A 10310-nucleotide genomic window follows, 5' to 3' on the forward strand; every position below is an offset into this window, starting at 1 on the left:
TTGCAATGTTGTTTATAAGTTGTGCTAATACTTACCTCAATATGCCCGCCAAGACGCCCGTAACTCCGCGTTTTTCCTACAAGTCTGATCGGCTCAAGCCGCTGCGGGCGTTCCTGCAGACGGTGCGCCTGGGCTCGGTTTCGCGTGCTTCGGAAGCGCTTTTTGTCAGCCAACCGGCGGTGAGCCTGCAGCTGCAGGCGCTGGAGCGGGAGTTGGGAGTCGTGCTGTTCGAGCGCAGCGGGCGCCGGCTGGTGCCTACCCGCGAGGGCCAGCTGCTGTACGACATGGCGCAGCCGTTGGTGGAAAGCCTGGACGGGCTGCTGCCGCGTTTCCGCGAGAAGGTCAGCGGGTTGGATGCGGGCGAGCTGAATATCGCCGCAAATTCGTCGACCATCCTGTATCTCCTGCCCAAGATCGTCGAAAACTTCCGCCAACAGCACCCGGATGTACGCCTGACCCTGCACAACGCGATCAGTGCCGACGGCACCGACCTGCTGCGCAGCGACGCCGCCGACCTGGCCATCGGCTCGATGATGGATGTGCCGGCCGACCTCAGCTACGCCCCGGTCTACCGTTTCGAGCAGGTGCTGATCACCCCGCCCGACCACCCGCTGGCGAAGAAAAAGAACCTGACCCTGGAAGACCTGTCGCCGTGGCCGCTGATCCTGCCGCCGCGCCGGCAGATCACCTGGCGGCTGGTTGACCTGGTGTTCCAGCAGCACCGCGTGCCGTATACGGTGGCGCTGGAAGTGGGCGGCTGGGAGGTGATCAAGCAATACGTGGCAATGGGCATGGGCATCAGCATCGTCACTGCCCTGTGCCTGAACGACAGCGACCGCGACAAGCTGGCGACGCGGGCAATGAGCGATTACTTCCCCTCGCGCAGCTATGGCGTGGTGGTGCGACGGGGCAAGGTGCTGTCGCCGCAGGCGCGCGCATTCGTCGAGTTGATCCAGCCGGATCTGTTTGCGCCGCGGCAGTACGACGATACCGGGCATTCGGAGCGCTAGACGCATGTTGAGCGGGATGTCGCCACGGCAGTTGGTCGTTGCCTTTCCGCCCGCCTAGACTGCCGTCATGTCACTGGAACTCCGCCACCTGCGCTACTTCCTGGCCGTCGCCGATACCCTGCACTTCGGCCGTGCCGCCGAGCGCCTGGGCATGTCGCAACCGCCGCTCAGCCAACAGATCCGGCAACTGGAAACCCTGCTTGATGCACAGCTGTTCGTGCGCAGCCACCGCCGCGTGCAGCTCACACCAGCAGGCGAAGTACTGCTGGAACAAGCACGCGACATCCTGCAACGCGTGGACAAGGCAGTCGACACGGTGCAGCGCGCACAACGCGGCGAAAGCGGCGAACTGCGCATCGGCCTGACCCGCGCCACACCGCTGTCGCCGCAGATACCGCGCGCGATCTTCGCTTACCGGCAGCAGCACCCGCAGGTGCAGATGCAGCTGCGCGAAATGAACAGCCTGCGCCAGATCGACGCCCTGCTCGCGGACGAACTGGACGTAGGCATCATCCGCAAGCGCGTGCTGCCGGACGAACTGGTGGCACAGCATCTGTTTGATGACCCACTGGCGCTGGTGGTGCATGCCAGCCACCCGGCACTGCGCGGCAAGGACTCCGCGAGCGCACGCCTGTCGCTGAAGCAATTCGCACTCGACCCGTTTGTCGGCTTCTCACGCGATTCGGGTGCCGGCATCCACGACCATGTGATCACCCTGTGTCGCAATGCCGGTTTCAGCCCGCGCATCGTGCAGGAAGCCGGTGAGTCTTCGACCTTGATCAGCCTGGTCGCAGCCGGGCTGGGCGTCTGCGTGCTGCCCTCCTCCTGCAACCACATCCAGGTGGAAGGCGCGCGCTTTGTGGAGCTGGCCGATCGCGGCGCAGCGTCGGAAATCCAGCTGGCGTGGCGACGTGAAGCGGTAACGCCCTTGCTGCGGCAGTTCATTGCGTTGTTGAAGCGGGAAGTGGCGGGCTGAAGAAAGCCGGAGCAAAGAGCAACAGCAACAGCACCCCTCCCCAACCCTCCCCTTGCCTGCGGCAAAGGGAGGGAGCTAAGCGTTGCCCCCTCCCTTGCGCGTAGCGCAGGGCAGGGTTGGGGAGGGGTGCTTTTCTTTTAGCTTCCAGCTCTCAGCTCTCAGCTCTTCGCCTCAACCAACACCAGACCCGCCCCCAGCTCCAGCCGTCGCCACAACCGCCAGGCCGCACTAACACCAGCCAAGGTCAGCATCAAACAGAAACCGCACACGCCCGCCCAGCCCCAGTGCGTATAGAACACGCCACCCAGCGCACCCAGCACGCTTGAGCCCAGGTAGTACGAGAACAGATACAGCGCCGACGCCTCGGCACGCAGCGCACCGGCGCGCACGCCGATCCAGCTGCTGGCCACCGAGTGACCACCGAAGAAACCGAACGTCACCAAGGCGATGCCCAAGGCCATCGCCAGCAGCCACGGCAGTGCCAGCAACAACACGCCCAACAGCACCAGGCCGAATGACAAGGCCAGTACCGGTCCTCGTCCCAAGCGATTGGCAAGCTGTCCCATCCACGCCGAACTGACGCTGCCCACCAGATACACGGTGAAGATCAGTCCGACCACCGTCTGACTCAAGCCATACGGCGGCGCCAGCAGGTGATAGCCAAGGAAGTTGTACAAGGTCACGAACACGCCCAGCAGCAGGAAGCCGCAGGCAAACAACCATGGCAGCGCTGCATCACGGAACAGCCCGGCAAAGCGCGCGGGCAACTGCAGCGGCTCGACGCGCTTGGCACGGAAGTGGCGCGATGCAGGCAGCTGTGTCCACAACGCCACGCTCGCCAGCAAGGCGATCACACCGACGGCTGCAATACCGGCACGCCAGCCCCAATGGTCGGCCACCACACCGGCAATCAAGCGCCCGCTCATGCCACCCACCGCGTTGCCGCCGATATACAGGCCCATCGCCAAGCCCAGCGAGCGGCTGTCCATTTCCTCGACCAGCCAGGTCATCGCCACCGCCGGCACGCCACTCAGGCTAAGGCCGAGCAAGGTGCGCAATACCAGCACGGTGTTCCAGTCATCGGTCAATGCGGTGCCAAGCGTCAACAAGGCGGAGCTGAGCAGCGAGGCCACCATCACCGGCCGTCTGCCAATCCGATCAGAGACGATGCCTGCCACCAGCATCGCAACGGCCAACACGCCGGTGCTTGCCGACAAGGCCAGGGCGCTGTTGCCAGCGCTGATGCCGAAGTGGTTGCTGAAGCCCGGCAACAGCGGCTGCACGCAGTACAGCACACCAAAAGTAGCGAATCCGGCCATGAACAAGGCCAGCACCGCGCGCCGGAACTCAGGTGTGCCTTGCTGGATGCGGGGCTGTTCGCTTGTCGGGCGCGCGGGCGTGATCGGCGCCAGCGATTCACTGCAGGCAGGCGTGCTGCGGGGTTCGGGTTGCATCGCTTCTTGGCCTGTAGCGGCAGGTCGGTTTATTGGAGATGCGGGAAGCTTGAACCTGCGGATCGAGTCGATCCATAACCTGCTGTGTACGGATTGATACTTTTAAGATATTGATCATTCGCCTGTGGGAGCGGGGGGGGGGGGGGGGCGGGCGATAGCCCCCCCGGAAGGCGGGGGGGGGGGGGGGGGGCGCGCCCCCCCCCACAACCGCCCAGCAAAATCGCTACGGCCCCTGCACCCGCTGCAGGATCACCTTGGCCAGGCCTTCGTAATCGCCTTCAAAGTGATGATCACCGGGCAGCTTTATCAACTGCGCGCTACCAACCGGCAGCTTCGGGCACAGCGCATCATCGTCATCGGCACCATAGATGCATAGCGTGCGATCAGCCGCCATGCGGCGCATCTCCGGGGCGATAGGCAGGCCATCATCACCACCACTGGAAATCCAATTGCTGACATGGAATTCATAGTCGGCACGCTCACCGATGGACATCAGCGCTGTCATGCGCAGCATCTGCGCGCTGGCAGGTGGCAGCTTGTTGATGGCTGCCGGCAGCACATCGGCGCCCTGCGAGAAACCAATCAACATCAACTTCGGCCGCTGCCAATGGTTGGCGTAGTAGCGCGCAATGCGGTCCAGATCGACTGCAAACCCGGCCGGCGTGCGCTCGCTCCAGAAGTAACGCAGCGAATCCACCCCCACCACCGGAATCCCGGCTGCCGCCAAGGCTCCCGCTACGTCCTTGTCCAATCCCGCCCAGCCGCCATCACCGGAGACAAACACCGCGAACGTATCGCCCTGTCCACTGGCCGGGACTTCCACCAACGGCAAGCCGTCCAGATCCTGTGGCACTGCGGGCAGGCTGACGCCACGCTGCGCCCCCAATACCCGTGCTGCAGCCAATTCGCCAGGCAAGGCACTGCCTGCGCGGGTACGGGCGAAAGTGCGTGCCAACGGCACCGCGGCAGTCAAGGCCGTCACAGCAGCTTCCGGGCAGGCGTGGCTCTTACCGGTGGCCGCGTTCAACCATGGGAAGTGCAAGGGCTGCGGCAGCAGCGTGCGGCCCTTGATGGCATCGCCGCAGGTCATCGTCGCATTGCGCAGTTGCGGGCAGAAACCCTCGGTCAACAGCCCTGCGAATACCTCCGGGTCGGCCTGGGTCGCAACCGCATAGGCCAGCGCCGCGCCGGCGCCGTCACCACCAAGGATGGGCAGGCGGTAGGTTGGCACGTGATAGTAGGCCTGCACGTAGCGCGAGAAATTCTCCACGTCACCTGCAGAGAAACCGCATTTTCCGCCCTCCTTGGCCAGCACCTGATACAGGTGGCGGGTATCGATATCGACCACCATCGCGCCATCGTCGAGCAGGCCCTGCAGCCGCGCCTGATGCTGGGCCGAGCCAGCGCCATCACCGAACCACAGCACCACCCGCTGCGAAGGCGCGCCCGGCAGCAGTACCGGCACCCGTTCGAATCGCCCATGGCTGACCTGTTCGTTCGCCATTGCCGGTGCTGCCAACAAGCCAAGCGCCAGCATCCCCATCCCCCACATCACACGTGCCATGTACTGTTCTCGAGAGCGACCGGCAAAGCCTACGCCTACCGGCGGTGGAAAGATGTCGAAAGCGCCCCCTTACTCCCGTGCTTCAGGGTGACGCGCGGTCCATTCGGCCAGTTTCTGCCGGTACGCCAGCAACTCATCGGTATACAGGTCCAGCACGCACAGCGGGCAACCACTGCCACAGCATTCGTTTGGACCCGGTGCTTCCGGCGGTTGCGGGCGCGGATCGGGATCAGCAATGGCAGGGGCTTGGACGGGTAGTTCGTTCATTGCAGCGGCCGGTTCGGCCTTGTCAGCGACGGGGCACGCATATTTTAGCCAAAGCGCGGACTCAGGCCGTGGCCCGGCGCAGATTGGCGCGTGCCGCCGCATCGTAACGTTCATGGAAGAAATCACTGAAGAAAATGCGCGGCTGCGCCAACACCTTCCTCAGGAAACGCCGACGATTGAGCCGGAACAGGAAGCCCGGCACCTTGCCTTGATACTCCTCGGCAATGCCGCGGTCATAGGCGTCGAAGACCGCATCCGGTGCGCCAAGGATCGCCATGTCGCTGTCCAGGAACAGCGCGGCATCGGCGTCCAGTGCATCGCCCCGCAGGCTGCCATGGTGGGCAGTGAGCTCGATCAGCGCTACCACCCGCGCCACCTCCACCTCGGTATCCGGCAACCAACGCTTGATCCCTGCGGCAGCAAGCTGCGCCGAACGCGCCTCGTTGTCGCCACGCCCAGCCTCGTAGATCGCATCGTGATAAAGCACGGCCAGCAGCACTTCCAGCGGCTGCCGCCAACCAGGACCAGCGGCCACATCGCGGTAGTGCTGCAGCATCGCCTGCACATGGCCGAAGTTGTGGTACGCGCGCGGCGGCTGTGCGTAAGCGGTTTTCAGCTCAGCCAGCAGCGGCGGCGGCAGGGTCAGCAGCAAGTCGTTCATGCACGCATCTTGGCACGAAGCAGGGGATCAAACCTGGCGGCGGGCAAACACATGGTTGCGCCGCAAGGCGCTAGTCCCGGCCACGTCCCGACCGGCTCAGCCCAGCTGCCAGCGGCCTTCGATCTGGTAACGGCCCTGGCCGAGGAAACTACGCACCAGCACGAATTCACGCACAAACCAGCGCAGTGGCTGCACCGGCTGGATTGGCATGCGACGGCGGTCGTACAACAGGGTCATATGTGGGGTGAAGCGCGGGTCCAGTTTGCCGCCCACGCCCTGCAGGCAGCGCGCCAGCTCTTCGTGCAGGCCGTTCAACAGCTCGGCGCCGTACTCGCTACGCAACACGAACGGGTTCTGCCGACTACCGGCAAAGCTGCCCACCTGGTCAAAACAGACCTCGAATTCAGGCATCCGCACCCGCGCTGCAGCCTGCCGTACCTTCGGCAACAGGCTTGGCGGCAGACCGGCATAGTCGCCCAGGTGATGCAAGGTGACGTGCAGACGTTCGGGGGCCAGCGGATGCCCAGCCAGACCATGTTCCTCGCGCAGGCCATCGGCCAACTCGGCTACCCGCTCGGCGGTGAGCGCATCAGGCATCACCGCGAAGAACAGGCGTTCGGTTGGAATGTCACTGCCCAGGCCCAGGGTCATCTGGGCCTCGGTGGAGGAAAGCTGCTTCGTCATGGTCTGGTATCGAAAGCCGGCTGCCGTACCCGCTCCGTTGCGGCGGCCACTACTGTCTTGGGCCGCGGATACTAGCAGACCACGCCGGCCACGGCCCGGCCATGGCGAAAAATTCACCACCACCCGGCGAGCCACGCCGCACAAGGGCTGCCGATGGTTATCCACATGTTCGCACAGCGCTGGTCCACACCCGCTGTGGATTTGTCCCCTGCCTGCTTCCATCCGCAGGCAACAGGTCTACACTTGGCTGGCTGCAACAAACTCCGGGTGATCACCATGATCGGTTGGAATGCGTTGGTCCTGCTCGCCGTGAGCAGCGCGACGTTGGCCGCGCCACCGCCAGCCCCTTCCCCGGTGCCCAGCCCGGAGCAGGTGATGGCAATCCCACCGGAAGTGCGCGCACTGCTGCACGAGCGCGTCATGAAGGTTGCCAATTCACCGGAACAACGCCTGCAGCGCCTGGTTGAGCTGGTGTTCCGCCCGGAGGGGCTGGGCTTGGAATACGACACCGAGGCCACCCTCACCGTGACCGAAACCTGGCAACAGCGCCGTGCCAATTGCCTGTCCTTCACCTTGCTGTTCGTCGCCCTGGCCCGCGAGATCGGCCTGGAGGCGCGCATGCAGGAGGTCGGGCAGGTGGTGTCCTGGTATCAGGACCAGGGACTGATCTTCAATGCCGGCCACGTCAATGTGGGCATGCGCGTGGATGGCCGCCGGGCAACCCTGGATCTGGACAGCAACGTGCTGTATGACCGCCGCGGCCCGCAGCCGATCAGCGACAGCCGCGCCCTCGCCCACTTCTACAACAACCGCGGTGCCGAGCAGCTGGCCGCGCATGACTATCCCGCCGCCCGCGCCTATTTCGACACCGCGCTGCGGATGGACCCGCGTTTTGTGCCGACATGGAGCAACCTGGGCGTGCTCGAATCGCGCGAGAACGATCTCAGCGCCGCCGCCAGTGATCTGGAGACCGCATTATCGATCGACAGCAGTCATGCGCCGGCCCTGCACAACGCCACCAAGCTCTACCAGCGCATGGGCGACACCCGCCGCGTGGCGCAGATGCAGACGCGGCTGCAACGGGTACGCAAACACGACCCGTTCTATCAATTCATGCAGGGCAACAGCGCCGAGCGCGATGGCGACTACGCCTTGGCTGCGCACTATTACCGCCAGGCAGTGCGGCTGTATGGCAAGGCTCACCAGTTCCACTTCGGGCTGGCCCGCGCCTATTTCCTCAGCGGCAACAATCGCCTGGCGGAGCGGGAGATGGCGCGCGCCCGTGACCTTGGCGGCGATCAATTGCGTGCGGTTTACCAGACCAAGCTTGATGGCATCCGCCGTCTTGAAGCACGCCATGCGACGCGCTGAGCGCGCGCCGCAGGCAGCTTGAGCAACGCAAGCCGGCTCAGGCCTTGCGCAGGAAGCAGGTCTTCAGCACCAGCCCCTTGATCTTCTCCGAGTTGCCCTCGACGTGCTCGGCATCGTCTTCGACCAGGCGGATATTGCGGATCACCGTGCCCTGCTTGAGCGGGATCGACGAGCCCTTTACCTTCAGGTCCTTGATTACCGTGACGGTGTCGCCAGCAACCAGCACATTGCCGTTGCTGTCGCGTACCACCAGCGTGGATTCAGCAGCCTCACCAGCGGTCCATTCATGCCCGCAATCGGCACAGATCCACAGCGTGCCATCGGCATAAACGTTTTCCAGCGAACACTGGGGGCAGGAAGTAACAGACATGGGGGACTCCCGGGCATTGAACAACCGTTGATTGTAGCCGTTCAGCCACCGTCCCTCAGCGCAATACCAACGCACGACGAGAAAGTGGCCGATCACACTCCGGTGTTTCACTGGTGCACGTACACCATAGTGGCCAGTAGTGGCCAGCAACGGCGTGTTTGCTCATCGGCGGGCCTGAACGGCCCACCGACCAGACTGAAGACTGCCTGTTCAGGCAATCCGCGCGCGCCAGCAAATCGTGACGCTGTTCGTGATGGTGCCTGCAACGCCGCTGGAAACAACCATTCATCACCAGAGTGTGAAGCCAGCCACGCGGCGGCGTAGTACAGTGCGCGGCCGATTCAGCAGCAAGACGCGCAGGCATCATGAAACTCGGCATCGATTTTGGCACCAGCAACTCGGCCGCCGCCGCCCATATCGACGGCAAGGTGGTCCCGGTCAGTTTTGGTGAAGCCCAACAGTTCCGCACCACGGTGTACTTCCCCGAAGTGATGCGCGACCCCAATGATTTCGAGCTGACCCCGGCCCTGGAAGCGCAGGTCGACGACCTGGTCGAATCCGGCCGCCGCGACGCCCGTGCCGCCGGCAACACCCGCAGCCATGAACAACTGCGCAGCGACGCCATCCGCGTGGTGCGCCGGCAGTGGATGGAAGAACGCATCCGCGAACCGCGCAGCTCCACCACCCTGCTGCAGAACGCGGTCTACGGCGATGACGCACTGGAAGCCTATTTCGAAGAGAACGAAGGCAACCTGGTGCAGAGCCCGAAGTCGATGCTGGGCTACAACCTGCATCCACGCGCCAAGCAGACCATCACCGGCATTGCCACGCACATCCTTGAGCACATCCGCCTGACCGCCTCGCGCCAGCTGCAGCGCAATGTGCGCAGCGCCCTGCTCGGCCGGCCAGTGCAGTTCCGCAGTTCGATTGGCGCGGCCGGCAACGACCAGGCGCTGGATATCCTGCGCAGCGCGGCGATGGCGGCCGGGTTTGACGAGGTGGATTTCCTCGAAGAGCCTGCCGCTGCCGCCATGCACTACCACGCCGTCAGCAGCGAGCGCCACGAAGCAGTGATCGTCGACGTCGGCGGCGGCACCACCGATATTGCCCATGCCAGCGTCGGCGGCAGCAGCGCGCCGCAGATCCACCGTGCCTGGGGTATCGCCCGCGGCGGTACCGATATCGATCTTGCGCTGAGCCTGGCCGGCTATATGCCGCTGTTCGGGCGCGGCATCACCCGCGTGCCTGCGCACCACTATGTGGAAGCCGCGATGGTGCAGGACATGACCCGCCAGCGTGACTTCCGCCAGCACAACTACGATGCCGTCGACTTGCCCTATGGCCCGCGCCTGCAAGCCTTGCAGGACACCGGCAATACCGCGCGCCTGTACCGCGCGGTGGAGCAATGCAAGATCGCCCTGAGCAGCCAGCCCAGCCACCACAGCGCGCTGGATTTCATCGAAGCCAAACTGTCGGTCGAGATCGACGCGCCGCATCTGACGGCCGCCGCTGGTGGCTACCTGGGCGAGCTGGAGACATTGCTGCAGCAGGTGCGTGCCGATATTGGCCACGACCCGGCGGCGGTGTTCCTGACCGGCGGCATGTCGCGCGCCGGTTATATCCAGCAGGCTGCTGCAGCAGCCTTCCCGAGTGCCAAGCTGGTGCATGGCGACCCCTCGTTCGGCGTGGTGCAGGGCCTGGCGCTGGCGGCGACAACAAATGGCGCGACTGTGGCCTTGTAGGAGCGGCGTGAGCCGCGAAGCCGGCAGCACCCGAACTGCTGGTGTCTCTGCAATCTGATTGATATCCCACTTCGCGGCTTGGGCCGCTCCAAGAGGGAGTAGTGGGGGGGGGGGGGGGGGGGGGGGGGGGCCCCCCCCCCCCCCCCCCCCCGCGGGGGCCGGGGCGGGGGCGGGGGGGGGGGGGGGCCCGGGGGGTCGCCGCGCGGGGGCC

10 protein-coding genes are annotated in these 10310 nt (G+C 64.8%); 4 read left to right on the top strand and 6 right to left on the bottom strand.

All coding sequences use genetic code 11. From position 1 onward, the window contains the following. Positions 1 to 41 precede the first annotated feature (41 nt). Both ACVOL0_RS12015 and ACVOL0_RS12020 read left to right on the top strand, forming a co-directional pair. On the top strand, positions 42 to 1010 hold the full coding sequence (locus ACVOL0_RS12015) for a LysR family transcriptional regulator (RefSeq protein WP_481549312.1): 969 nt from the start codon (positions 42 to 44) through the stop codon (positions 1008 to 1010). A gap of 67 nt (positions 1011 to 1077) precedes the next feature. Continuing rightward, positions 1078 to 1986, top strand: a complete 909-nt coding sequence (locus ACVOL0_RS12020; protein WP_481549313.1) for a LysR substrate-binding domain-containing protein — start codon at positions 1078 to 1080, stop codon at positions 1984 to 1986. Positions 1987 to 2144: 158 nt separating this feature from the next. Here the strand turns inward: ACVOL0_RS12020 and ACVOL0_RS12025 are convergent, their stop codons facing one another. From ACVOL0_RS12025 to thpR, 5 genes are all read right to left on the bottom strand, one after another. After that, positions 2145 to 3440 (bottom strand): MFS transporter, encoded by a 1296-nt coding sequence (locus tag ACVOL0_RS12025; protein ID WP_481549314.1) that lies wholly within the window; start codon positions 3438 to 3440, stop codon positions 2145 to 2147. Between the two features lie 223 nt (positions 3441 to 3663). Further along, a complete protein-coding gene (locus ACVOL0_RS12030; RefSeq protein WP_481549315.1) occupies positions 3664 to 5004 on the bottom strand; it encodes a virulence factor family protein in 1341 nt (446 codons plus the stop codon). A gap of 69 nt (positions 5005 to 5073) precedes the next feature. Continuing rightward, positions 5074 to 5271 (bottom strand): oxidoreductase-like domain-containing protein, encoded by a 198-nt coding sequence (locus ACVOL0_RS12035; RefSeq protein ID WP_481549316.1) that lies wholly within the window; start codon positions 5269 to 5271, stop codon positions 5074 to 5076. Between the two features lie 61 nt (positions 5272 to 5332). Beyond that, the gene (locus ACVOL0_RS12040; protein ID WP_481549321.1) at positions 5333 to 5923 is read right to left on the bottom strand and encodes an HD domain-containing protein; all 591 of its coding nucleotides are present in this window, start codon (positions 5921 to 5923) and stop codon (positions 5333 to 5335) included. 105 nt (positions 5924 to 6028) lie between these two features. After that, positions 6029 to 6616, bottom strand: coding sequence for an RNA 2',3'-cyclic phosphodiesterase (thpR, locus tag ACVOL0_RS12045; RefSeq protein WP_481549317.1), 588 nt, complete (start codon positions 6614 to 6616; stop codon positions 6029 to 6031). A gap of 276 nt (positions 6617 to 6892) precedes the next feature. On the opposite strand from thpR, the gene ACVOL0_RS12050 reads away from it, so the two are divergent. Then, complete coding sequence (locus ACVOL0_RS12050; protein WP_481549318.1) at positions 6893 to 7987, top strand: tetratricopeptide repeat protein; 1095 nt, start codon at positions 6893 to 6895, stop codon at positions 7985 to 7987. A gap of 37 nt (positions 7988 to 8024) precedes the next feature. Here ACVOL0_RS12050 and ACVOL0_RS12055 read toward each other — a convergent pair whose 3' ends face one another. Continuing rightward, complete coding sequence (locus ACVOL0_RS12055) at positions 8025 to 8357, bottom strand: zinc ribbon domain-containing protein YjdM (RefSeq protein WP_481549319.1); 333 nt, start codon at positions 8355 to 8357, stop codon at positions 8025 to 8027. A 365-nt stretch (positions 8358 to 8722) separates the two neighbouring features. On the opposite strand from ACVOL0_RS12055, the gene ACVOL0_RS12060 reads away from it, so the two are divergent. After that, positions 8723 to 10099: an Hsp70 family protein gene (locus ACVOL0_RS12060; RefSeq protein ID WP_481549320.1), complete on the top strand. Its 1377-nt coding sequence runs from the start codon at positions 8723 to 8725 to the stop codon at positions 10097 to 10099. The last annotated feature ends 211 nt before the right edge of the window (positions 10100 to 10310 follow it).

This window comes from Stenotrophomonas sp. STEN021, from assembly GCF_056760175.1.

Bases quoted from the DNA above. Each gene is read 5' to 3' on its own strand.
- ACVOL0_RS12015 (WP_481549312.1), top strand. From the start codon at position 42: ATGCCCGCCAAGACGCCCGTAACTCCGCGTTTTTCCTACAAGTCTGAT.
- ACVOL0_RS12020 (WP_481549313.1), top strand. From the start codon at position 1,078: ATGTCACTGGAACTCCGCCACCTGCGCTACTTCCTGGCCGTCGCCGAT.
- ACVOL0_RS12025 (WP_481549314.1), bottom strand. From the start codon at position 3,440: ATGCAACCCGAACCCCGCAGCACGCCTGCCTGCAGTGAATCGCTGGCG.
- ACVOL0_RS12030 (WP_481549315.1), bottom strand. From the start codon at position 5,004: ATGGCACGTGTGATGTGGGGGATGGGGATGCTGGCGCTTGGCTTGTTG.
- ACVOL0_RS12035 (WP_481549316.1), bottom strand. From the start codon at position 5,271: ATGAACGAACTACCCGTCCAAGCCCCTGCCATTGCTGATCCCGATCCG.
- thpR (WP_481549317.1), bottom strand. From the start codon at position 6,616: ATGACGAAGCAGCTTTCCTCCACCGAGGCCCAGATGACCCTGGGCCTG.
- ACVOL0_RS12050 (WP_481549318.1), top strand. From the start codon at position 6,893: ATGATCGGTTGGAATGCGTTGGTCCTGCTCGCCGTGAGCAGCGCGACG.
- ACVOL0_RS12055 (WP_481549319.1), bottom strand. From the start codon at position 8,357: ATGTCTGTTACTTCCTGCCCCCAGTGTTCGCTGGAAAACGTTTATGCC.
- ACVOL0_RS12060 (WP_481549320.1), top strand. From the start codon at position 8,723: ATGAAACTCGGCATCGATTTTGGCACCAGCAACTCGGCCGCCGCCGCC.